General features: G+C 33.6%; 22 protein-coding genes. 15 read left to right on the top strand and 7 right to left on the bottom strand.

The window, feature by feature from the left end:
• Nucleotides 1-23 precede the first annotated feature (23 nt).
• From JM658_RS09855 to JM658_RS09835, 5 genes are read left to right on the top strand one after another with little or no spacing between them, the layout of a single operon-like run.
• Nucleotides 24-1034, top strand: coding sequence for a sugar kinase (locus JM658_RS09855; protein WP_236959090.1), 1011 nt, complete (start codon nucleotides 24-26; stop codon nucleotides 1032-1034).
• Between the two features lie 47 nt (nucleotides 1035-1081).
• Nucleotides 1082-1750 (top strand): bifunctional 4-hydroxy-2-oxoglutarate aldolase/2-dehydro-3-deoxy-phosphogluconate aldolase, encoded by a 669-nt coding sequence (locus tag JM658_RS09850; RefSeq protein WP_236959089.1) that lies wholly within the window; start codon nucleotides 1082-1084, stop codon nucleotides 1748-1750.
• On the top strand, nucleotides 1747-2727 hold the full coding sequence (locus JM658_RS09845; protein WP_236959088.1) for a TRAP transporter substrate-binding protein: 981 nt from the start codon (nucleotides 1747-1749) through the stop codon (nucleotides 2725-2727). Before JM658_RS09850 ends, JM658_RS09845 begins: the two co-directional genes overlap by 4 nt.
• 1 nt (nucleotide 2728) lies before the next feature.
• Nucleotides 2729-3187, top strand: a complete 459-nt coding sequence (locus tag JM658_RS09840) for a TRAP transporter small permease (RefSeq protein ID WP_236959087.1) — start codon at nucleotides 2729-2731, stop codon at nucleotides 3185-3187.
• A 3-nt stretch (nucleotides 3188-3190) separates the two neighbouring features.
• A complete protein-coding gene (locus tag JM658_RS09835; protein WP_236959086.1) occupies nucleotides 3191-4486 on the top strand; it encodes a TRAP transporter large permease in 1296 nt (431 codons plus the stop codon).
• Between the two features lie 124 nt (nucleotides 4487-4610).
• Here the strand turns inward: JM658_RS09835 and JM658_RS09830 are convergent, their stop codons facing one another.
• Nucleotides 4611-5375 carry a CDP-alcohol phosphatidyltransferase family protein gene (locus JM658_RS09830; protein WP_236959085.1) on the bottom strand — a complete coding sequence of 255 codons (765 nt, stop codon included), beginning with the start codon at nucleotides 5373-5375 and terminating at the stop codon, nucleotides 4611-4613.
• Between the two features lie 151 nt (nucleotides 5376-5526).
• On the opposite strand from JM658_RS09830, the gene lnt reads away from it, so the two are divergent.
• The gene (gene lnt / locus JM658_RS09825; protein WP_236959084.1) at nucleotides 5527-7116 is read left to right on the top strand and encodes an apolipoprotein N-acyltransferase; all 1590 of its coding nucleotides are present in this window, start codon (nucleotides 5527-5529) and stop codon (nucleotides 7114-7116) included.
• Nucleotides 7117-7180: 64 nt separating this feature from the next.
• On the opposite strand, the gene JM658_RS09820 is transcribed toward lnt, so the two are convergent.
• Nucleotides 7181-7849: a DUF1684 domain-containing protein gene (locus JM658_RS09820; protein ID WP_236959083.1), complete on the bottom strand. Its 669-nt coding sequence runs from the start codon at nucleotides 7847-7849 to the stop codon at nucleotides 7181-7183.
• A gap of 243 nt (nucleotides 7850-8092) precedes the next feature.
• On the opposite strand from JM658_RS09820, the gene JM658_RS09815 reads away from it, so the two are divergent.
• Nucleotides 8093-9301 carry an MDR family MFS transporter gene (locus JM658_RS09815; RefSeq protein ID WP_236959082.1) on the top strand — a complete coding sequence of 403 codons (1209 nt, stop codon included), beginning with the start codon at nucleotides 8093-8095 and terminating at the stop codon, nucleotides 9299-9301.
• 111 nt (nucleotides 9302-9412) lie between these two features.
• On the opposite strand, the gene JM658_RS09810 is transcribed toward JM658_RS09815, so the two are convergent.
• Nucleotides 9413-10798: an alpha/beta hydrolase gene (locus tag JM658_RS09810; RefSeq protein WP_236959081.1), complete on the bottom strand. Its 1386-nt coding sequence runs from the start codon at nucleotides 10796-10798 to the stop codon at nucleotides 9413-9415.
• 170 nt (nucleotides 10799-10968) lie between these two features.
• On the opposite strand from JM658_RS09810, the gene JM658_RS09805 reads away from it, so the two are divergent.
• Nucleotides 10969-11529 (top strand): DUF1543 domain-containing protein, encoded by a 561-nt coding sequence (locus JM658_RS09805; RefSeq protein WP_236959080.1) that lies wholly within the window; start codon nucleotides 10969-10971, stop codon nucleotides 11527-11529.
• Nucleotides 11530-11544: 15 nt separating this feature from the next.
• Here JM658_RS09805 and JM658_RS09800 read toward each other — a convergent pair whose 3' ends face one another.
• Entirely contained in the window at nucleotides 11545-11988 is a 444-nt protein-coding gene (locus JM658_RS09800; RefSeq protein ID WP_236959079.1) for an Lrp/AsnC family transcriptional regulator, read from the bottom strand.
• 111 nt (nucleotides 11989-12099) lie between these two features.
• Here JM658_RS09800 and JM658_RS09795 point away from each other — a divergent pair, with 111 nt between their 5' ends.
• The 7 genes from JM658_RS09795 to secA all read left to right on the top strand — a co-directional run bounded on the left by JM658_RS09795 (nucleotide 12100) and on the right by secA (nucleotide 20646).
• Nucleotides 12100-12528 (top strand): hypothetical protein, encoded by a 429-nt coding sequence (locus JM658_RS09795; protein WP_236959078.1) that lies wholly within the window; start codon nucleotides 12100-12102, stop codon nucleotides 12526-12528.
• A gap of 62 nt (nucleotides 12529-12590) precedes the next feature.
• Nucleotides 12591-13478 (top strand): NmrA family NAD(P)-binding protein, encoded by an 888-nt coding sequence (locus tag JM658_RS09790; RefSeq protein ID WP_236959077.1) that lies wholly within the window; start codon nucleotides 12591-12593, stop codon nucleotides 13476-13478.
• Between the two features lie 90 nt (nucleotides 13479-13568).
• Nucleotides 13569-15434 carry an ABC-F family ATP-binding cassette domain-containing protein gene (locus tag JM658_RS09785; RefSeq protein ID WP_236959076.1) on the top strand — a complete coding sequence of 622 codons (1866 nt, stop codon included), beginning with the start codon at nucleotides 13569-13571 and terminating at the stop codon, nucleotides 15432-15434.
• An 84-nt stretch (nucleotides 15435-15518) separates the two neighbouring features.
• Nucleotides 15519-16004 (top strand): hypothetical protein, encoded by a 486-nt coding sequence (locus JM658_RS09780; protein ID WP_236959075.1) that lies wholly within the window; start codon nucleotides 15519-15521, stop codon nucleotides 16002-16004.
• 257 nt (nucleotides 16005-16261) lie between these two features.
• Nucleotides 16262-16846, top strand: a complete 585-nt coding sequence (locus JM658_RS09775; protein WP_236959074.1) for a cob(I)yrinic acid a,c-diamide adenosyltransferase — start codon at nucleotides 16262-16264, stop codon at nucleotides 16844-16846.
• A 136-nt stretch (nucleotides 16847-16982) separates the two neighbouring features.
• Nucleotides 16983-17204 (top strand): DUF2795 domain-containing protein, encoded by a 222-nt coding sequence (locus tag JM658_RS09770; RefSeq protein ID WP_008612884.1) that lies wholly within the window; start codon nucleotides 16983-16985, stop codon nucleotides 17202-17204.
• Between the two features lie 85 nt (nucleotides 17205-17289).
• Complete coding sequence (gene secA / locus JM658_RS09765; RefSeq protein ID WP_236959073.1) at nucleotides 17290-20646, top strand: preprotein translocase subunit SecA; 3357 nt, start codon at nucleotides 17290-17292, stop codon at nucleotides 20644-20646.
• 103 nt (nucleotides 20647-20749) lie between these two features.
• Here secA and JM658_RS09760 read toward each other — a convergent pair whose 3' ends face one another.
• The 3 genes from JM658_RS09760 to JM658_RS09750 form a co-directional block, all read right to left on the bottom strand.
• Entirely contained in the window at nucleotides 20750-22255 is a 1506-nt protein-coding gene (locus JM658_RS09760; protein WP_236959072.1) for a sulfatase, read from the bottom strand.
• Nucleotides 22256-22454: 199 nt separating this feature from the next.
• Nucleotides 22455-23855 carry a M20/M25/M40 family metallo-hydrolase gene (locus JM658_RS09755; RefSeq protein ID WP_236959071.1) on the bottom strand — a complete coding sequence of 467 codons (1401 nt, stop codon included), beginning with the start codon at nucleotides 23853-23855 and terminating at the stop codon, nucleotides 22455-22457.
• An 11-nt stretch (nucleotides 23856-23866) separates the two neighbouring features.
• Nucleotides 23867-24745: a PPK2 family polyphosphate kinase gene (locus tag JM658_RS09750; protein ID WP_236959070.1), complete on the bottom strand. Its 879-nt coding sequence runs from the start codon at nucleotides 24743-24745 to the stop codon at nucleotides 23867-23869.
• Between the last annotated feature and the right edge of the window lie 8 nt (nucleotides 24746-24753).

Below are 24753 nucleotides of genomic sequence, written 5' to 3'. Positions count from 1 at the left end.
ATACCATAACAAAACTTTAGATATTGAAAAAAGTAGTAGCATTAGGAGAAGTTTTATTAAGATTATCTACAAAAGATCACTTAAAATTCTCACAAGCCATAGAGATGAATGCCGATTATGGAGGGAGTGAGTTAAATGTACTCACTGGATTGTCTAATTTTGGGATGCAGTCTGAAATGGTTACGCGCTTACCCGCAAACGATATCGCTACAACGGCACTTATGCAAATGCGTAAGTACAATGTAGGAACTAGCCATATTGTAAAAGGTGGAGACCGACTAGGACTTTATTTCTTAGAAAAAGGTGCCTCGGCAAGGGGAAGCAAAATTATCTACGATCGGGCATATTCTTCCTTTGCTAATATAGAAAAAGGAATGATCGATTGGAAGTCGGTTTTTAAAGATGCCACATGGTTTCATTGGTCGGGAATAACACCTGGCGTTTCTCAAGGAGCAGCCGATGTGTGTATGGAAGCCATCGAAGTAGCTTCGCAAATGGGGCTTACCATTTCTACAGATTTTAATTACCGTGCTAATTTATGGAACTACGGAAAAACTCCTGGAGAAGTCATGGAGAAAATGGTGGCCAAATGTCATATTATCTTAGCTGGAGATTATGCCTCCAAGCAATATTTTGATATTACTGCGGATGGAACTACCGAAGTGGAGCTTCAGGAATCACTTTGCAAAAAACTAAGAGCGCGTTTTCCAAGCAGTGATAAAATTATTATTACCAATAGAAAGAACATCAGTGCAATGCATAATATTTGGTCCGCTGTTTTATATGACGGTACCAAAATGCTTAGCTCTAAATCTTATGATATTACAGATATTGTAGATAGAATTGGTGCTGGAGATAGCTTTATGGGTGCATTAATTTACGGACTTAATAATTATGACGATCAAAAAGCCCTCGACTTCGCCGTTGCTGCCTCTTGTTTAAAACACACCATTTATGGAGATGCTAACTTAGTTTCTAAAGAAGATGTAGCACAACTCATGGCAGGAGATGCCACTGGAAGGGTAAGCAGATAGTAAAGAATTAAATACCAACTGATACTAATAGTTTATAAAACATAGTAATGAAAACATTTACAAGAATTGAAGTCGCAAATACCATGAAAGATACTGGCTTAGTGCCACTATTTTATCATGAAGATGCCGAGATTGTGAGTCAGGTTGTAAAAGCCTGTTATGATGGCGGCGCAAGACTCTTTGAATTTACTGCAAGAGGAGCCTTTGCCCACGAAGTATTTTCAGAATTAAGAAAATTTTGTTCAGAGCATTGTCCAGAGATGATTCTCGGGGTAGGATCTGTTACCGATGCTGCCGCAGCTTCGCTATACATGCAAATGGGAGCACAATTTATTGTTACTCCTGTTTTTAGAGAAGATATTGCAATCGTTTGTAATCGCAGAAAAGTATTGTGGTCTCCCGGTTGTGGTACCCTTACAGAGATTTCTAAAGCCGAAGAATTAGGTTGCGAAATTGTAAAATTATTTCCTGGAGATATCTATGGTCCCGGTTTTGTTAAAGCGATAAAAGGGCCTTGTCCATGGACAAGTATTATGCCTACTGGAGGAGTAGAACCTACAGAAGAGAATATCACTGCTTGGTTTCATGCAGGGGTAACTTGTGTAGGAATGGGATCTAAACTAATCACAAAAGAGCTTATAAAAAACAAAGATTTTAAGCTACTTACTGCCAATGTTCAAAATGCCATTAATATTATAAAATCTATAAAAGGATGAAGATTTATTTAAAATTAAGCTTCACTATTATAGCCCTATTATCTCTTATTTCTTGTAATCAAATAAGCGAGCATAAAACACTCAAGCTTGCTCACGGGCTGGATGTTAGCCATTCTGTACACAAGGCGATGCTACAAATGGGAAAAGATTTGGAAGAGATCTCTGGTGGAAAAATGGATATTAAAATTTATCCGAATCAGCAATTAGGCTCTGAGCGCGAGTGTTTGGAATTACTTCAGATTGGAAGCTTAGATATGACAAAGGTATCTGTGGGAGTGATGGAAAATTTTGCCCCTAAAATGAAAGTATTAGGACTGCCATTTCTCTTTAAAAACAAGCAACATTCTTTTAATGTACTAGATGGACCAATTGGAAAATCACTTCTTAATGAAGGGACTCAGTTTTGGTTAAAAGGACTCTGCTATTATGATGCTGGAAGCAGAAGTTTTTACACAAAAGAACGTCCTGTAAATTCTCCTGAAGATTTAGAGGGGATGAAAATTAGAGTTATGGAAAGTGTTACAGCCATGAATATGGTACGTAGTCTAGGAGGCTCTCCAACGCCAATTTCTTGGGGAGAACTTTACACCTCTTTACAGCAAGGTGTGGTAGATGGTGCCGAGAACAACCCACCTAGTTTCTACTTATCAAAACACTACGAGGTTTGTAAATTCTATTCTTTAGACGAGCACACAGTATTGCCAGATGTTTTGGTTGTGGGAACTCATTTATGGAATAGCTTAAACAAGCAAGAGCAAAAGTGGCTTCAGGAAGCTGCAGATAGATCGGTGAAAAATCAGCGTAAGCTATGGGCAGCTTCAGAAAAAGAAGCTTTAGAAGCTGTACAAAAAGAAGGAGTTGAAATTATCTATCCAGACAAAGAACCTTTTGCTAAGCAAGTACAAAGTATTTATGATACCTATAAAGAGGATAAAGAAATGTACTCGATAATTCAAGAAATAAGAAATACTAAATAAGATGAATTTTAGAAAAAAAGTAGATCTGATACTAAGCAGGGTGCTAATTTTTATAATGGCAATAATGGTAATTAATGTATTGTGGCAAGTATTTACAAGATACATTACAGGTTCTCCTAGCTCATTTACAGACGAATTAGCTCGTTATCTTATGATTTGGGTGGGAATATTGGGCGCTGCGTATGTTTCTGGAAGAAATATGCATGTAGCTATCGATGTACTGCCGTCAAAATCTAGTCCGAAAGCTCAGAAAAGAATGGCCACTATTGTAAATATATTGATCATTACCTTTTCGTTTTTGGCTTTTGTAATCGGTGGACTTCGATTGGTTTATATAAGTTACATTTTAGGACAACATTCTCCAGCATTAAACATGCCGTTATCTGCTGTCTATCTGGTAATCCCTATTAGTGGATTACTTATCATTTACTACAAAACCTCAGACCTCTTAAAAAAATAAATTATGGAATACATTCCCGTACTCATATTAATAATAAGCTTTTTATGCCTTTTGGCAATAGGAACTCCAGTGGCGTGGAGTATTACCATTTCATCATTACTAACCATGCTCGTTACGATTCCTGCGATGCCAGCTTTTACAACAGTTTCCCAACGGATGGCTACCGGTTTGGATAGCTTTGCACTGCTTGCCATTCCCTTTTTTGTTCTCTCTGGGGAACTCATGAATAAGGGAGGAATAGCACACCGACTCATTGCTTTTGCTAAAACACTGGTAGGCGCTCTTCCTGGAGGATTAGCACTTATCAACGTTATTGCAGCCATGTTAATGGGAGCTATTGCAGGCTCTGCAATGGCTTCTGCATCTGCCATGGGAAGTATTTTAGGTCCAGAAATGGAAAAAGAAGGCTATTCTAAAGAGTTTGGAGTTGCTGTAAATATTACATCTTCTACAACTGGACTTATCATCCCTCCAAGTAATGTTCTTATTGTTTACTCCCTTGCTAGTGGAGGTGTTTCTATTGCTGCACTTTTTCTAGCAGGTTACATCCCTGGTATTCTAACAGGTTTATTTTTAATGATTGTTGCCTCTATTTGGGCTAAAAAGAAAAAATATAAAGTAGGAAAAAGAAGTACTTTAAAACAAGTTTTTAGAACATTTATAGATGCTGTTCCGAGTCTTCTTTTGTTAGTTATTGTAATTGGTGGTATTGTCGTTGGAATTTTTACAGCTACAGAAGCATCTGCCATTGCTGTACTCTACACTCTAATTCTAGGTTTTATATACAAAGAGATTTCATTTAAAAACTTACCTGAAGTATTGCTTAATTCGGCTTCTACAACGGCTATTGTTATGCTATTAATTGGAGCTTCTATGAGTATGTCTTGGGTGATGTCTTATGAAAACATTCCTCAAAATATCAGTAGCTTATTATTAGGACTTAGCGATAATCCTATTATCATCCTTTTGATTATCAATCTAATATTGCTTTTTGTTGGGATTTTCATGGATATTACACCTGCGGTACTCATATTTACACCTATATTTTTACCAGTAGTGACAAAACTAGGTATGGATCCTGTTCAATTTGGAATCATAATGGTGCTTAACTTATGTATTGGTCTTTGCACCCCACCGGTCGGCTCCGTCCTCTTTGTGGGTGTTGGTGTTGCTAAAACAAGCATTCAGAAGGTTGTAAAGCCGCTATTACCACTATTTTTAGCCATGATCTTTGCATTATTCTTAGTAACGTATTTCCCACAACTTACGCTATGGCTACCTAGCTTATTCGAATTGTAGATAGATATAAAATCATTCAGAAGAAAATATTTTTTATAAACTAAAAAAGCTTCCTAGTAAATTCTAGGAAGCTTTTTGTCTATCTATAAAGCAGTAACTAAACCCCGCTGTATAATATAATTATTTAAATGTTGGCTCTACTTTTCTCTTGGAAACTGTAACCTAAAGAGAGTAACACATAGAACACAATTATTAATGGAATTGCTGCAAATTGAAGAGCCACTAATAAAATAGCGCTCAATATTAAAAACACATATCTAATACTATTTTCTTTAAATCCCCATGTTTTAAATTTTAATGCGAATAATGGTACTCTGGCATTTAACATATAGGTACTTAATATTGTAACAATTACTAAAAACCATTTATTTAAAATAATAGCATCTAAAAAACTACTATTTTGAAACTCTAATATTAAAGGCAAAGAAAGTATAAATAATGCGTTTGCGGGTGTTGGTAGCCCTATAAAAGAGGTTGTCTGCTCTTCATCAATATTAAACTTTGCTAAACGATAAGCAGATCCCAAGGTTATCAATATACCGAATAATGCTATTGGTGAGAAATTAAGTCCTTCTATTTGCATTACCGATGCGACCGTTTCATGATTTCCCCAAGTATAATTCCCTTCACTCATATTGAACAACTGGAACATTACAATTCCAGGAACTACTCCAGAAGTAACCATATCTGCCAAGGAGTCTAACTGTAAACCCAATTCACTTTGAGCATCTAATAGCCTAGCTGCCAATCCATCGAAAAAGTCAAAAAAGATTCCTGCAAAAACAAAGTAAGCGGCAAATATTAAATTTCCTTGTACAGCTAAAATCACAGCAATCGTACCACATAAAAGGTTTAATAATGTTAATCCGTTGGGAATAAATTTCTTCATTAGTTTAAAATTTCAGTTGTGTAAAATTACTACTTTTAAAATTCATCAGAATCAGATATTTTTTAAAAATCCAATAATTACACTTATCTCTTTTAGCTTCTTGTGGTGCTATCAAATATTATTAAGATATTAGCAGTATTAAAATTATTACATGAGAAATTCATACTTCCTTGCCATACTTTCAGGTTTATTATTAGCGTTAGCATGGCCTACATATGGCATTCCGATACTTGCTTTTATAGGTTTTGTTCCACTACTTTTAGCAGAAAAGCATATTCGTGAATCTTCATATAAAAGAAAGGGAGGGAAAGTATTTTTAGTTTCTTACGTCACTTTTATCATATGGAATTCCATCACCACATGGTGGATTTGGTATTCCACCCCTTTTGGTATGTTTTTCGCTTTAGCAGTAAACTCACTTTTAATGGCAATTGTATTTTCGCTATACCATTTTGTTGCTAAAAGATTACCTGCCAAAATTCACCTTATTTTCCTTCCTGCGATTTGGATGGCTTTTGAAAAATTCCACCTCAATTGGGATTTCTCTTGGCCTTGGCTTAACCTCGGAAATGTTTTTTCTGAATATACTACATGGATCCAATGGTACGAATATACAGGAGTATTTGGGGGTGCACTTTGGATATGGATTATTAATATTGGAATATATAAAACCGTTGTCAACTATAAAAATAACGGAAACAGAAGTATCTTGACTAAAGGAGTTGCGAGAAATGTATTATTAATTGCAATTCCTATTATCTTCTCTTTATTTCTACTGAATAATTATGAGGAAGGAACAAAAAAAGCACAGATAACATTGTTACAACCAAACGTAGATCCCTACTCACAAAAATATGATATCTCAAACATTCAAATGGCAAAAAATCTTATTGCCCTTGCAAAACAAGATATCAATCAGAATACAAATTATATCATAGCTCCTGAAACGGCGCTAGCAAAAGGCTCTTCTATAGATCAATTTGATGATAGTACTGAAAAAGTAATGCTACAAGATTATGTGAATCAATTTCCTAACATGCAATTTATTACAGGAGTAGATTTTTACCGTCATTACCCACAAAAAGAGAAGCCAACTATAACAGCAAATTTTTATGGGAGAAATGGATGGTTTGACTTCTATAATGCTGCTGTTCAGATAAATAAAAGTAATACTTCAGAAAAATACATAAAATCTAAGCTTGTTGTTGGAGTGGAAAATTTCCCATTCAAGACTGTTTTAGAGCCGCTTTTAGGAGATGTAATGCTCGATTTAGGCGGAACGGTTGCCATGCGAGCAACTCAAGAAGAGCGTTCTGTTTTTAAATCTAATGATAATGCATTTAGCGCTGCACCAATTATTTGTTACGAATCTATTTATGGTGAGTTTGTTACAGGTTACGTAAAAAAAGGAGCCAATTTCTTGGCCATAATTACAAATGATGCTTGGTGGGACGATACTCAAGGACACAAACAACATTTAAGCTACGCTAGATTACGCGCCATAGAAACAAGAAAAAGTGTTGCTAGAAGTGCGAATACTGGAATTTCTGCTTTTATAAATGAAAAAGGAGAAATTACTAAGACACTCGCTTTTAATTCTAAGGGAAGTTTATCTGGTGAAATTACTGTTAATAATAAAGAAACGATTTACGTTAAATACGGAGATTATATAGCCCGTATAGCGGTACTTTTTACAGTTATGATATTATTATATGCTATCGCTAGAAAGAAAAAGGTATAATATTAGGAAGCATCATTAGTTGCTAATAATGGATTCTTAAAGTCTATTTCTAAAATGTTTTTGACTATTTATGATTAAACTTTTTAACTCCCGCAGTAACAGCAATATCTAAAGTATTTTCTTCTGGAACAATAGGACAAGAAAATTTCTTGTTGTATGCGCAATATGGATTATATGCTTTATTAAAGTCTATAGTTATAGAATCTCCTTCTGGAATTCGAAGATCTAAATACCGCCCACCTCCATAGGTTTCTTTTCCATTAGTTTTATCAGAAAATGGTAAAAACAAATAATCTCTGTATTCTAAAGTTTCCTTTAACTCTTGATTCTGGTATACATTCAATGAAAATTTTTCTCCTTGCAATTCAAAGTATAAAACACCGTACAAAACCTCTTTAGATTTTCTTTCTGTTGTTGTTGGCATTAAGAAAGGTTGTTCGTTTGGAGTACGTTCTAATTTTGCAACTAGATTAAAACTAGTATCTATTGGAAAAAACTCTAAACTCTTAAAGCCTGCAAAATCTTCTTTTGTAAGTGGTGTTTTCTCAGCATCAGAAAACTCTTTATTGATCTCTTCTTGAAAATTCAATATTGATTGCTGAGCCGTTAAAATTGTATCTTTTTCTTTTTTTGCAACCTCAACAACATCTTTATCATCATGATATTTTTTATCATCCTTACAAGACATAAATAATATTAGGAAGGCTAATGTAAAAATGTAAGATAATCTCATCTGTGTTTATTTTTATTGAATTTTTTCAAAAAACAAAAATACAACTTATAGCTATTTTAAGTAGCTTTGTTGATATAAATTAAAAATGATGCGACTTATTACAACATATACTAATATTTCGGTGTGCTCAAAGCTACGCTGTAGGTGCTTTTGTATGATGTAATATGTAATTTCATTACTATTTTATAAAAGCCCAACGCCAAAACGTTGGGCTTTTTTTATAACCACTAAAACTATCAACCGATGAGAAAACTATACTCAGGGTACATTTCATCTTTTCAAGGACTCTCTAAAGAGGTATGGTGGCTTGCTCTAATTACATTAATTAATAGAGCAGGAACTATGGTAATCCCCTTCCTTTCATTATATCTAACCCAAAAACTAAATTTCACTTTAGGTGACGTTGGCTGGATTATGACATTCTTTGGTTTGGGTTCTGTAGTTGGCTCTTGGATTGGAGGAAAACTTACCGACAAGATTGGATATTATAAAATAATGACCTTTAGCTTGCTATGCTCAGCTGTATGCTTTATTGCGCTTCAATTTTTACAGACATTTTGGAGTATTTGTATAGGAATTTTTATAGTCATATTAGTTGCAGATATGTTTCGTCCTGCGGTATTTGTGGCACTAAGTGCCTATAGTAAGCCTGAAAATAAAACAAGATCTGTAACTCTTATTCGTTTAGCTATTAATTTAGGGTTCTCTGCTGGCCCAGCTATTGGCGGACTCATTATTACTAACATGAGCTATGGTGGACTTTTTTGGGTAGATGGAATTACTTGCTTCTTTGCAGGAATTCTTCTTTTAAATGTATTAAATCCTAAAAAAGCTAAGGTATTAGACGATTCTAAAAATGAGGCTCCAGAATCAGCATACAAGGATGTTCCATATTGGATTTTCTTTGTCGCAATGATATTATTCGGATTTATATTCTTGCAATATTTTTCTACAGTACCGTTGTTTTATAAAGAATTATTTTATTTAACTGAAAGTGATATTGGCTTGTTATTAGGCTTCAATGGGTTTTTAATCTTTCTTTTCGAAATGCCTTTAGTTCAGTATTTTGAGAGAAAATCTTGGGGTTCTATAACAAACGTAATCATTGGATGTGTATTAACACTTTTAAGTTTTTTAGTGCTTAATATTTCATCGTGGATTGGTGTTCTCGTGATCGGAATGATATTAATGAGTTTTGGAGAAATGCTTGTATTTCCTTTTTCGAATGCTTTTGCATTAAACCGTGCTAAACGTGGAAACCAAGGTGAATACCTAGCTCTTTACAGCATTGCTTTTTCTTTTTCGCACATCCTAGGTCATAACTCTGGATTTCATTTAATAGATTCTTTTGGGTATGAATTTACTTGGGGAATTATGACTTTCCTTGGAATTATAGCATGTGTGCTATTGTATTATTTAAAACATAGAATTACCAAAAATATAAATGAATGATGTCCTAGTTAAAGCTAATATTCATTAATTCTTTAAAGACTTATTCCATGTAAACGACAAATAGACTCTAAAAAGGAGTCTATTTGTCGTTTTTTATATTATGATAAATAGTTAGTACATAGCTTCTAAACCATATGCTTCTAGCAAGTCATTATATTCTGGCTGAATTCTTAAAAGTGTAATTCCTTGTTGGGTGTTCAATTTATCAGTATCTGTAAACCCATTATCTAACATCTTTTCAAGATAATATAATGCGACTCCATAATCCCCTCGTTTCACAGTATATTTTAGAACAGAGAGATAGGCATCATATGCTTTTGGATTAACAAGTGTTTCAAATATATTAATATACAAGAGGTTATCAAGTGCTTCGGTCTCGTTATATGAAGACGACAACTCATTTGGCAGCACACTCAAAAAATTAAGAACTCTCTTCCCCATTTTTCGCTTTGCTTCACTTGAGCTATTTATAAAATCTTTATTAATTGATTTCAACTCATCTTCCCAATAAATTAAAGAACCTAAGTCTCCAGCAGCAATATCTTTTGGTAAATATGTTAAGTAATCCACATAAAAATTAGACTCAATTTCATCTACTTCATATTCATTATTACGTTGAGTTCTATATATTTTATTTTTTCTGATTTCTTTTTGACGCTCTTTCATAGTATCATCATCAAAATAAAAACGATAATTCTCCATCATTTCATCCAAATCGTTATACGCACGGAGCAATTCCAATTTGCCAACCAACTTATCGTTAAATTCTAAATCTTCAGCATAAAATTCTTTTATTCTATTTTGGTCTTTAGGAATAATATTACGAGTCATTGATTTTAAAGTTAGTAACCTAACCCCTTTGGTAATATATTCTTTAGGAGGCCATACATGTTCCCCCGAAAATAAAAGAAGATCTGGATCGAATTTTAATCTAGTAAGGTAAGAATGTGAGTTTTTCATTTCTCTATAATTAAAATCCTCATCCCCAACTATTCCAACATATAAAAAACTATTCTTTTTAGGAGTATATGCATCTACACTTGCAAAAGAACCGCCACAGGCAATCACTCCTTTTATCTTTTTAGCAATGACAGCAACAGAAACTGCTAACCTAGCGCCGCCGGAAAAGCCTCCTAGATAAATTTTACTCTCATCAATATTAAAACGTCTTAAAACTTCACTATAAAAAACTCTTGCATCACCAAGACTTTCTTGATATGTAGTATTTTCAACCCCATTAGATCCAGCTATTATATAACCGTACTTATCTGCAGCTTCTACAAAATTTTCAACTGCAACTTTTCCCCTTCCAGAGGGATCAAATAACATAATTACTGGCCACTCCTTTTCCTTATCATAATTAGAAGGAAGGTAGACTGCATATGTGTCTTTTGTATTATTTATTTTAAGGGAATCTTGAACAACTCCTAAGGTTATCTCTTTCTCTTGAGCAAATCCTATAGTGCTTAATAAAAGAAGTAATAATATTTTTCTCATAAATCTAAATCTATCAAAAATCTAGCCAAAATTTGTTTATAAATTTATTGAAATTAATAGAGTTTGAGTAATCTAATTAAAAAAATATTAAAACACTAAGAATAGCTGTAACTCTATTCTAATTCTCTAGTAAAAAATATATCTTTGACCTCAATATTAAGACTTCTTAAATGACTTCAGAATTAAAACTTTTTATGGTGATGTTAGGCTGTAAACCCGAAGGTAGATTTACAGAGCAACATGATATTTTTTTTGGAATAGGAACTTCTTTGAAAGACTTAATTCCTCACATGAAAGCATTTTGGCCAGAAGCAAAAGGACAAATTCATATTGACGCTTGGCGAGAAGTCACTACAGTAGGGAATTTTAATATTACTGTAGAAGAAAAAAAAGATTTAGTAAAGAATGATGTCCAATTATTCTTTATTAATCTTGGAGGCTATAAGGAAAATGAGTTTGAAGAATATCATTATAAAATAGTATCAGTAGCTAAAACAAAAACTGCTGCTATTAAGGAGTCTAAACAAACTACCTTTTATAAACACTGCGGATTTAAAGGTGCAGAATCTCATATTGATGATAAATATGGAATTGATGTAGACGACATTTATAATATAGAAGAAATGCTGCCTGCTATTTTCAAGGAAAAGTATCAATTAAAATATACCGAAGCACCACAATTAAACGAGGACCAACTACATATTGGATACGTGAAAATTGCGAGTTTATAGCGCATATTTTTTTGGCTATCTATTTCTTCCTATAGGTTGATTTTCTACTACATTTGATAAAACTATAGAGGTTCTCACTTCTCCATAGGTAATGAGCTTATCTATAAATTCTTCTAAATGAAATTGGTCATACAACACTACTTCCATCACTAAATTTTCGTTTCCTGTAATTCTATAGCAATTTAAGACTTCCTTAAATTCTTTTACTTTCTCTAAAAACGGTTTTAACTTCCCCATAAAAGCTCTTAATGTTACAAAGGCTTTTAGCTGATATCCCGTTTCTATATGATTTACTTCTGCTCTGTATCCACCTATTACTCCAAGGTCTTCTAATTTTTTTATGCGTTCTGCAACGGCTGGAGAAGAGAGTCCTATTTGTCTTCCAATCTCTGCATTTGTAAAGCGTGCATTTTGCTGCAAAAGCCTTAAAATCGCCCAGTTAAGCTCGTCTATTTTCATTTTAAATGAAATTACTATTAATACCTTTGATTTTATTGCAAAATACGTATTTTACTTTAAATTCGAAATAATACTTTTTGATTTACGGAGTAATTTTGTAATAAAGTTGCAATGATGAAAAAGAATTATTCACGCTATAGCTATAGGAGGCGCAATGTAACCAAATTACCGGTTTACAAAAAGGCGCTCTATATCTTTAAGTTAAGTAGGCAAGTTGTAGAATATATAAGAGGAGATAAGTCTATATTAGAACTTCATTCTTCTAAAATTATTGCGGATCAGTTTTCTGACAAATTGGTAATGGCATCTTTGGGATTGGCCCCAAAAATAGCAATGGCTGAAGCTTCTGCAGATCCATCCATCAAATTAGAGTCTGTATCTTCACTAGAAAAAACAACTGTAGCTTTACTTCACTACTGTGAAAAGTTAGAGCTAAGCCACGGGCAAGGTAAAGAGTTTTTAAGCTTGCTGCGTAAAGAGGTTAAAAAATTTGGTCATTTACAAAACAAATGGGCTGTAGGAATTTGTAATAAAAACTAAATCTCCTTAAATTTATAGTCCTTAAAAGGCTATTAATCTCACATTTCACTTTCTTGTAACAAATGAAAAATATACTTATAACAGGAGCTACTGGAAACATTGGCAAGGAAGTAATTTACTACCTAAATACATTAGAAAACAATAGTCGTATAATTGCGGCTGTAAGAGATATATCTAAAGCAAAAACTACCTTTGCTACTTCTCAAGACATAAGCTACAGAACATTCGATTTTAAAGATAAAAGTACTTTTACCAAAGCACTTCATGCTGTAGACATTCTATTTTTATTGCGCCCGCCAGAGATATCAGAAGTAAACAAATATTTTAAACCCCTGTTAGAAGCCGCAAAAAAGGCTAACATCACTAAAATAGTATTTCTATCTGTTCAAGGCGTAGAAAGAAGTAAGGCAATACCACATCATAAAATTGAAATATTGATAAAGAATTTAGACTTTGAGTTTATCTTTATTCGTCCAAGTTATTTCATGCAAAACCTTACCACTACCCTTTTATCAGAAATAAAATCAAAACAAAAAATTACCCTTCCTTCGGGAAAAGCCAAATTTAATTGGATAGATGTAAAAAATATTGGAGAAGCTGCTGCGGTTTTAATCAATGATTTTTCAGTTTATAAAAACCAAGCGCTAGAAATTACAGGTTCTGAAAATCTTAATTTCTATGAGGTAACAAAACTGATCGACGAAGAGGCTGGAATTCCGATATTATATAATAGCGTAAACCCTATTAAGTTCTATTTTGTAAAAAGGAAAGAAGGGATTCCTAGTGAGTTTATAATTGTTATGCTTCTGCTTCATTTCTTACCACGATTTCAAAAAGAACCAAAAATTAGTAATTGGCATAAAAAACTAACTAGTAAAACACCTACTAAACTGGCTACTTTTATAAAAAGAGAAAAAGAAAGTTTCCTTCCTTTAAGCGTTACTAATTAGAAAAGCTACTCCATAATTATTATTTTTTAGTTCCTTCTATTTTTATCGCTTCACAAATCTAAATTGCGTTAATTTGCAAAAAATGTTTTAGTGAATTACTTATCAGTAGAAAATATAGCAAAATCGTTCGGAGAGAGAGTTTTATTTAAAGATGTTTCTTTCGGAATAAATAAGGACCAAAAAATAGCATTCATTGCTAAAAATGGTTCTGGAAAAACTTCTTTATTGAATATTATAACTGGAAACGATGCTCCCGATGACGGACAAGTAGTTTCTAGAAATGGTATTAAGATATCTTTCCTTTCTCAGGAGCCAGATTTAGATCCAAACCTAACAATCGAAGAAACTATTTTTGCTTCTGATAATGATGTTTTAAAAACAATTCACTATTACGAAAAAGCATTAGAAAACCTAGACGATACAGAAACGTATCAAAAGGCATTCGAGCAAATGGATATTAAAAATGCTTGGGATTTTGAAACGCAATACAAGCAGATTTTATTTCAACTAAAATTAGACGATCTCGATAAAAAAGTAAGTAATCTTTCTGGAGGACAAAAAAAGCGTTTAGCACTAGCTACGATATTATTAAATTCTCCTGATTTATTAATTCTCGATGAGCCTACTAACCATTTGGATTTAGAAATGATTGAATGGTTGGAGCAGTATTTTGCTAAAGAAAACATTACTCTTTTTATGGTTACTCACGACCGTTATTTTCTTGAGCGTGTTTGTAATGAAATTGTAGAATTAGACCACGGTAAAATATATCAGTATAAAGGGAATTATTCTTACTATTTAGAGAAAAAGGAAGCGAGAATACAAGCAGAAAAGGCTTCTGTAGATAAAGCAAAGAATTTATTTACAAAAGAACTAGACTGGATGCGTAGACAACCAAAAGCACGTACTACAAAATCTAAGTCTAGAATTGATGATTTCTATAAAATCAAAGAAAAAGCTAGCCAACGTAGACAAGACCATAAAATCCAATTGGAGATTAATATGGAGCGCTTGGGGAGTAAGATTGTAGAGTTCCATAAAGTATCTAAAAGCTTTCAGAATAAAAGTATCCTCGATAAATTCGAATATAACTTCCAAAAAGGAGAACGTATTGGTATTATCGGTAAAAATGGTACTGGAAAATCTACTTTTTTAAATATCCTTACTGGAAGAATAGAACCAGACGGAGGGAAAGTTATTGTAGGAGAAACTATAAAGTTTGGATATTACACCCAAAGTGGTATTAATCCTAAGCCTGAGCAAAAAGTTATAGATATTATAAAAGAGTATGGAGAGTACATTCCGCTCACAAAAGGACGACAAATCTCTGCTGCACAACTTTTAGAACGCTTTTTATTCGACAGAAAGAAGCAGTACGATTTTGTAGAAAAATTAAGTGGTGGAGAATTAAAGCGTTTGTATTTATGTACGGTTCTTATTCAGAATCCCAACTTCTTAATTCTCGATGAGCCTACAAACGACTTAGACATTGTAACCTTAAATGTACTAGAAGATTTTCTGTTAGATTTCCCTGGTTGCCTGTTGGTTGTTTCTCACGACCGTTATTTTATGGATAAGATTGTAGATCATTTATTCATTTTTAAAGGAGCTGGTATTGTCGAAGACTTTCCTGGTAATTATACCGATTATAGAGCTTATGACAGTAGTGAACCTCAAAAAGAGACTAAAGTTGTAACTGAAGATACTTCTAAAAAAGCATGGAAAAAAGATAGCAATGCTACTTTAAGCTATGAAGAACAGAAGGAGTTTAAAAAACTGGAGCGTGATATAAAGAAGCTTGAAGAGAAGAAAAAAGAAGCTGAAAATGTATTCGCTTCAGGAGAATTAGAAGGTGAAGAGATCGATAAGCAGTCGATTAAACTACAGGAAATAATTCAAGAGCTCGAAGACAAAACAGAAGCTTGGTTTGAGCTTTCCATGAAAATGGAAGAATAATAGTTTGCATAAAAGCATAGAAGTTGTTCCTTTAGAAATAACAATTTAGATTAAACATAATAGCTATTTTCAACCTTAAAATTGTTGTACTTAAGATTATCATACATAAAATATTTATTTCAATCGACCAATCAACACGGGGTGCACTCCCCTTTTGTGTATTGCTTGGCTACAAAAGCACTTTATAAAAAGTCAGATTTAACGACAAATATGCTGCTTGAAAATTGGAAAAAGGAAGTTTCATTCGATCCTAGGAAAGAAAAAATCATCAATAGAGCGTTGACATATTTCAATAACAGCTCTTTTTCTTCTGAACACGAAAATGCCTTCAGCAGTAACAAAACAACCTATTTTTCATTAAAAAACAGTTCTCTTGAAGATATTCTAGATGCTAAGAACGAATTTTCATTTTTTATAATAGATCATATAAACAACAGTTTCGAGGCTAAAAACCGTTGGCAACAATTAAAAGCAAAAGCTGCGTTTGATGTATCCATCGATTTTTATAATATTGGTTTTTTATTCATTAAAAACGGACAAGCAAAAGAAGATTTTTGTATTCGGATATAATTTGTTATTTTATATATTAGTTGGAAAATCCAACGAGTAAATTAGAGTTAGTTTTTCGAATATAATATCGTTTAACTACCTTTTGAAGTTAAAAGTAATTTAATATGGAAACTCATATTATTTGGATTGTTATTTTAGCTATCCTCTGTATCTTCGTTTTATTGAACAACAAACGGAATATGAAAAAGAGGAAACAAAGAAAAGCATACCGATTTGGCGATCGGTTTTCCTCAGAAAAAAACATAAAATAACATAATTTGAAGATTTACACTAAGACCGGAGACAAAGGAACTACAGCATTGTATGGAGGAACGAGAGTTCCTAAGCACCATATTCGTATTGAAGGATATGGAACTGTAGATGAGCTGAACTCATGGATTGGACTTATTCGAGATCAAGAAATCGAAGAAAGTTATAAATCTGTTTTAATCGAAATTCAAGACCGCCTCTTTACAGTTGGCGCTATTCTAGCAACACCTCCTGAAAAAGAGTTCCTAAAGAATGGAAAAAAGCGTTTAGATATCCCCGTAATATCGGCTAACGATATCTCACTATTAGAAAATGAAATCGATAAAATGGATGGTTCACTTCCGCCAATGACACATTTCGTTCTTCCAGGAGGACATACAACAGTGTCATATTGTCACATAGCGAGAACTATCTGTAGAAGAGCAGAACGAAAAGCCACTTATTTATATGAGAATGAACCTTTTGACGTATTAGTTCTTAACTATCTAAATCGTTTGTCAGACTATTTATTTGTATTGGCACGAAAGTTGACTTCTGATTTGAAGGCAGATGAGGTAAAATGGATTCCAAATAGGAAAACATCGAATCAATAGCATCAATTTATTGATTTATATTCAATATAACGCCCTAAAAACTACGTTCTTAGAAATAATATGTAAATAATATAAATTTTACTTGACTTTTTACTATAAAAATTTATTTTTGCACAAAATTAAAAATCAATAGCAGATGTATTGGACTTTAGAATTAGCATCATATTTAGACGATGCGCCTTGGCCAGCAACAAAAGATGAATTAATTGACTATGCTATTAGAACTGGCGCTCCATTAGAAGTTGTAGAAAACTTACAAGCAATGGAAGACGAAGGTGATATGTATGAATCCATTGAAGAGATTTGGCCGGACTATCCAACTGAAGAGGATTACCTCTGGAACGAGGATGAATATTAACAAACACATTAACATTATAAAGCAAAAAAGTCTCTGTCGAGGCTTTTTTTTTGCTTAATTTTGAAATATAAACACACATACAGACATGAGTTTACTCAATTCAGTTTTAAAAGTTTTCGTAGGAGATAAGGCGAAGAAAGATGTAAAGGCCTTACAACCTATTGTAGACCAAATAAAATCTTTCGAAGAAAAACTATCTCAACTCTCCAACGACGAACTACGCTCTAAAACACAGGAGTTTAAAGATAAAATAAAGGCATCTTGCGCGTCTTTAGAAGAAAAAATACAAGCGCTTAAAACAGAAGCAGAAGCATCTAACGATATCGACAGGAATGAAGATATTTATACTGAAATTGATGCGCTTAAAGAAAAGGTATACGAGAATACCGAAAAAACACTTAACGAAATCCTTCCTGAAGCATATGCAGTCGTTAAAGAAACTGCAAAACGCTTTGCCAATAACGAAACAATTACTGTTACAGCTTCAACTTTTGACAGAGAAATCTCTGGAAATAATGACTACGTTACGCTACAAGATGACAAAGCAATTTGGAAAAATTCTTGGGATGCGGCAGGAAAAGAAGTTACTTGGGACATGATACATTACGATGTACAGCTTATAGGTGGTATTGCTATGCACCAAGGTAAAATTGCTGAGATGCACACAGGAGAGGGAAAAACATTGGTAGCAACTTTACCAGTTTACCTAAATGCATTAACTGGAAATGGAGTACACCTTGTTACAGTAAATAACTACTTGGCACGTCGTGATAGTGCTTGGATGGGACCACTTTTTGAGTTTCACGGTCTTTCTATAGACTGTATCGATAATCACCAACCAGGATCTGTAGGACGTAGAAAAGCATATCTAGCAGACATTACTTACGGTACAAATAACGAGTTTGGTTTTGATTACCTACGTGATAATATGTCACACACTCCAGAAGACTTAGTACAACGCCCTCAAAACTATGCTATTGTAGATGAGGTCGATTCTGTACTTATTGATGATGCGAGAACTCCACTTATTATTTCTGGCCCGGTACCGCAGGGAGATATTCATGAATTTGATGCACTAAAACCTCAAGTTAGTGATATTGTTACTAAACAACGTCAGTACTTAACGGGTGTTTTAGCAGAAGCTAAAAAACTAATTGCAGAAGGAGACACTAAAGAGGGAGCTTTTCAATTATTAAGAGTTCACCGTGGTTTACCTAAAAATAAAGCATTAATTAAGTTTTTAAGTGAAGAAGGAATTAAGCAATTACTTCAAAAAACAGAAAACCATTATATGCAAGATAACAACCGTGAGATGCCTAAAATAGATGAGGCGCTATGGTTTGTTATTGATGAAAAAGGAAATCAGATTGAGCTAACAGATAAAGGAATTGAGTACTTATCTGGTGATACAGATCCAGATTTCTTCGTGATGCCAGATATAGGTACTGAAATTGCTCAGATTGAAAAACAAGGATTAGGAGCAGAAGAAGAAGCTGTACTTAAAGAGGATCTTTTTAAAGATTTCTCTGTAAAAAGTGAGCGTATCCATACTATGAATCAGCTTTTAAAAGCTTACACCCTATTCGAAAAAGATGTAGAGTATGTGGTGATGGATAATAAAGTTATGATTGTTGATGAGCAGACGGGTCGTATTATGGACGGTCGTAGATATTCAGATGGATTACACCAAGCAATTGAAGCTAAAGAAAGTGTAAAAATTGAAGCTGCTACACAAACATTCGCATCTGTAACGCTACAAAATTACTTTAGAATGTACAGAAAGCTTTCTGGTATGACAGGTACTGCCATTACAGAAGCTGGGGAATTCTTAGAAATCTATGAATTAGATGTTATGGAGATTCCTACTAATCGCCCAATCGCTAGAGATGACAGACAAGATCTTATTTATAAAACTAAGAGAGAGAAATACAACGCTGTAATTGAAGACATTGAAAAGTTAGTAAACGAAGGTCGCCCTGTTCTTGTGGGTACTACTTCTGTTGAAATTTCTGAGTTACTCTCTAAAATGTTATCAATAAGAAAAATAAAACACAACGTATTAAACGCTAAGTTACATAAGAAAGAGGCGGACATCGTTGCAGAAGCTGGTAATCCAGGTATTGTAACTATTGCTACCAACATGGCAGGTCGTGGTACAGATATTAAGCTTAAAAAAGAAGTAAAAGAAGCTGGAGGTTTAGCAATTATAGGTACAGAGCGTCATGACTCCAGACGTGTTGACCGTCAGTTGAGAGGTCGTGCTGGACGTCAAGGAGATCCAGGTAGCTCACAATTCTATGTTTCTTTAGAAGATAACTTAATGCGTCTTTTTGGTTCTGAAAGAGTAGCCAAAATGATGGATAAGATGGGACTTGAAGATGGAGAGGTTATTCAGCATTCTATGATGACTAAATCTATAGAACGTGCTCAGAAAAAAGTAGAAGAAAATAACTTTGGAGTTCGTAAGCGTCTATTAGAATATGATGATGTGATGAATGCTCAGCGTGAAGTTGTTTATAAAAGAAGAAGACACGCATTAGAAGGAGAGCGTTTAAAACTAGATATCGCAAACATGGTATATGATACCTGTGAAGATATTGTAGAAAATAATAAAGCAGCAAATGATTACAAGAATTTAGAATTTGAATTAATAAAATTCTTTTCAATCGTTCCTCCTGTTTCTGAAGATGAGTTTAAAAGCAAGTCTTCTAAAGAGCTTACAGGGATCGTTTATAAGGAGGCGCTAAACTATTACCAAAATAAGATTGAGCGAAATGCAAAAACAGCTTTTCCTGTAATTAGAAATGTATATGAGAATGAAAACAATAAATTTGAGCGTATTGTAGTTCCATTTACTGATGGAATAAAAACACTTAAAGTTGTTACCAATCTTAAAGAAGCATACGACTCAGAAGGAAAGAAATTAATTGCAGATTTCGAGAAAAATATTACACTTGCTATTATAGATGATGCTTGGAAAACCCATTTAAGAAAAATGGATGAGTTAAAGCAGTCTGTGCAACTTGCTGTTCATGAGCAAAAAGATCCATTACTTATTTATAAGTTTGAAGCTTTCGAACTTTTTAAAGTAATGATCGATAAAGTTAACAGAGAGGTAATTTCTTTCTTATTTAAAGGAGAGCTTCCAACAGAAGAATCTGGAAATATCCAAGAAGCTAGAGAGGTTAAGAGAAAAGAAAACCTACAGACTTCAAAAGAAGAAATTCCAAATAGTGATGAGTTAGCCGCTCAAAATAGAGCTGCTGGACAAACACAACAAAGACCGCAGGTTACAGAAACTATCGTAAGAGATCGTCCAAAAATTGGAAGAAACGATAAAGTAACTATTAAAAATGTAATGTCTGGAGAGAATAAAACTATTAAATTCAAACAAGCAGAACCATTACTTACAAAAGGAGAATGGGTTATTGTTGAAGAATAGGAAGAAATATATTTTCAAAAATCAAAAAGGGGTCAGAATTTAAATCTGACCCTTTTTTGATTTTCTACTATTTTATTTCAACTGAATAAAACAAAAACATACGTTATTTATAAATTCCACTGTTTCCTTTTTCTAATAACGGCATTAAATCTGCTACAATATCAGGATGTTCTGCTGCAACATTTACAGACTCTAATGGATCCTCTTTATGATCGTATAGCTCTATGGCTGGTTGTTGCTCTCTGTAATATTTTGTGAGGCGGTATCTTTGAGTTCGCATCGTAATTCCTTTTCTAAAGTAGCTGTACGCAACATTATCATCTTGGGCATTACTTCCTTTTAAAACCTCAACAAAACTCTCTCCATCAACTTTATGAGGCATTTTAACGCCACATAATTCTAAAAGACTTGGATAAATATCTACTGTTTCTACAATTGGAGTAACTTCTTGATTTTGGAATGCTCCAGGAACTTTTATTATCAACGGACTCTTCAATGCATTTTCAAAAATTGTATGCTTTCCCCATATTTGTTGATCTCCAAGATGCCACCCGTGATCACCCCAAATTACAATAATTGTATTTTTATCTAATCCCTGTGCCTTAATTTCGTCAACAATATTTCCTATCTGCTGATCTATGTAGCTTACACAAGCATAGTATGCATGTCTAAGTTTTCTTGAATATTCTGGAGACATAGGATGATCTAATGTAGCTTTTTCATCTCCTAATTTATACCCATTAAATTCCCCACTCCTAAAGATACTTGCTAGGTTTACATTTTCAGGCACCAAAGGGTTTTCAGAAGTTGGAATAGAATCACGATCATATAAATTCCAATACTTTTCAGGAGAATTAAAAGGTAAATGTGGCTTGAATAAACCTACCCCCATAAAAAAAGGCTTTGAACTCTCCTTTAAATCCTTCAACTTAGAAACAGCCAATTGAGCTGTAAGTCCGTCTACATAACCTGTATCACTTACAGCTCCTTTTTCGTATGGTTTCACTTGTCGGTTTAAACTCTGTCGGTTTTCTCCATTTTCATATCCAAAAAAAGCATTCCAACCAGTTCCCCATTTTCCAGAATTAAATAACAATTCGTCCCAACTATAAGGAAGCTCCTTCTTATCGGAAACTTCCTCTTCATAACCATATAAGTAACCATCAACAGAATGTGTTATTTTACCAATACCTACTGTATGATAACCATTTCGTCTTAACTGATGTATAAAAGATTCAGGCTCCTCCCCTTCTGGTTTATTAGAAATTACTTTTTCTGTAATACTATTTCTTAAATATTCATTAGATGAAGGACGTATTCCTGTAATCAAACATTGACGTGAAGCTCCGCATGTAGGAACGTTTACAAAGTGATTTTTAAACACCACCCCTTCAGAAGCCAGTTTATCTATATTAGGAGATTTTACAACCTCATTACCATAACATCCTAAGTCTGGACGTAAATCATCTACAGCAATAAATACAACATTAGGTTTCTCTACTTTCACTTCTTCCTTTTTTTCAGCACAGGAATATAAAAAAGAAGTTACAATACTAAATACAATCGATTGTAGTTGCATTTTAGATAGTGTAGGGTATACAATTTTCATTATTTATATAGATTGGTTTTAATTATAATAATGGTAGGTGGAATAGATAATAGCTTGCATTTATTTTTAAAAATACTGTTAGCCATATAAACGCCACTGCACAAATATAAAAATATATGGTTAAGGGACTTCTATATGGCTAACAAAAAAGAAGTTTGAGCTCCCTCCTGTAATTACTATGTTATACTTTAAAAACTAACTACCCTTTTATTTTTGAAGTATTAATCGTTCCATATTTATCAATAAGATATATCAAAGAAGTCATTGTTGCTGCTCCAAGTTCTAACTCACGTTTATTTACATGTTCAAAAGTATCATTTTCCGCATGATGATGATCAAAATAACGTTGAGAATCTGGTCGCAACCCAGCTAATACAGTTCCATCCCCTTTTAAAGGACCAACATCGGCACCACTTCCTCCTTTTTCAAAGAAATGAATCAGATAAGGCTTAAATAAGGGTTTCCAAGAAGTAATCTGTGAAAAATTAGCATCATCACAGTCAAAAGAAAATCCTCTTGGAGTAAAACCACCAGCATCACTTTCTAAAGCAAAAATATGATTCTCTCCTTTTTCTTTGGCTACCTCTGCATATTTATTAGCTCCTCGTAAACCATTCTCTTCATTCATAAATAAAACTACACGTATCGTCCGTTTTGGCTTATAACCCGTTTGTTTTAATAATCTTAAAACTTCCATACTCTGTACACATCCAGCACCGTCATCATGAGAGCCATCACCTAAATCCCAAGAATCTAAATGTCCGCCAACAGTAATAATCTCATTTGGAAAAGTAGACCCTTTAACTTCCCCTATAACATTATACGATTTAACATCTGGAAACACTTTACAAGTTTGACGGAAATAAAACTTAAGGTCATTATTAAGAGCTAAAAGACTACTTAACAATTCTGCTCCTTTAGTACTTATGGCTGCAGCAGGTATTCTTTTATTTACTGGTAAATCTCCATAACTCATACTTCCGGTGTGTGGAAACTCGTCTAAACGTAAATTCATGGAACGTACTATTACACCAACCGCTCCATATTTTGCAGCTTCTTCAGCACCTGAATATCGTTGATCCACACAACCTCCATAAGCTTCAAAAGTCTGAATTACATCCACCTGCATTGGTCGGTTGTAAAAAACAATCTTTCCTTTTATCTTTTCTTCTCCTAATTCTTTTAATTCTTCCAAGCCTTGAACCTCGATTACATTTGCTTTTAATCCTCCCTCTGGAGTAGCAATCGAACCTCCCAAAGCACATACATTTACGGCATTTGTATTTCCAGGAGCATTTTCAATGTAAGCGTATTCTTTTATTCCTCGTGTCCATTTAGGCACCATTACTGGTTGCAACCAAACACGATCTAAGTCAAGCGATTCTAACTCGTTTTTTGTATACTCAACGGCCTGTTCCGCATTAAAAGAACCAGACAAACGCCCTCCTATTTTATTCGATAAATAGTCTAACCAGCTATAACTTTTCCCTTCTGTTAATGAGGAAGTATATATTTCTTTTAATTGCTTTTCATCTTCTGTTTGAGAAATCCCTAACAGAGGAACTAATATTAGTAAGATTAGGTAACTTTTATTAATCATTAATTATAAGTTTATTCATTATTTAATTGTTCACGATATTTACTCAAATGTTCCTTAATAGCAGGATCCAATTCAGGATAAGCAATATCTTTATACTCTTTCAATTCATCATATAAAATATCTGCAACTATAGCTCTAGCAGCCTTTTTATTATCAGCAGGAACCACATACCATGGAGCATATGGAGTTGTAGTTTTATTTATTGCTTCTTCGTAATAAACTTGATAATTATCCCATAAAGCACGTTCTTTTAAATCTGAAGGTGAGAATTTCCAATTCTTTTCTTCGAGATTCAATCTCCTTAAAAGTCGGTTCTTTTGTTCTCCTTTCGACAAATGAAGGAAAAATTTAAAAATTATAGTTCCGTTATCCGATATATGCTTTTCAAAGTTTTTTATTTCTTCAAACCGCTTATCCCAAAAAGCATCTGTTATATCTTCTACTGAATCTATCCCTGGGATATTTTCTCCTAGAACATATTCTGGATGCACACGTGTAACCAATACATTTTCATAATGCGTACGGTTAAAGACTCCAAACTTACCCCTTCCTGGAAGGGCTATATAATGCCTCCATAGATAATCATGCTTACGCTCTAATTCAGTTGGAACTTTAAAACTATGAACCAATACACCCCTTGAATTAAAATCTTTAAAAACTTCTCTAACCAAACTATCTTTCCCTGCAGTATCTATTCCCTGTAAACAAATTAGCACACTATATTTTCCGTGTGCATAAATAACATCTTGCAGCTTCCCTAATTTCTTTCTTGTATGCTTTAATCGATCCTTTAATTTATCATCGGAAGCATTAAGATTATTAAGTGTTGGAATGTTTGCTAGTGTAGCTTTTTCATCAATTCTATAATCTGATGTTTTTATTGAATCCATATATCTTT

The organism is Joostella atrarenae (assembly GCF_021764745.1).
Lineage (GTDB): Bacteria > Bacteroidota > Bacteroidia > Flavobacteriales > Flavobacteriaceae > Galbibacter > Galbibacter atrarenae.
The sequence above is the reverse complement of the archived record's forward strand: the minus strand, read 5'-3'. Positions and strand labels throughout refer to the sequence as shown.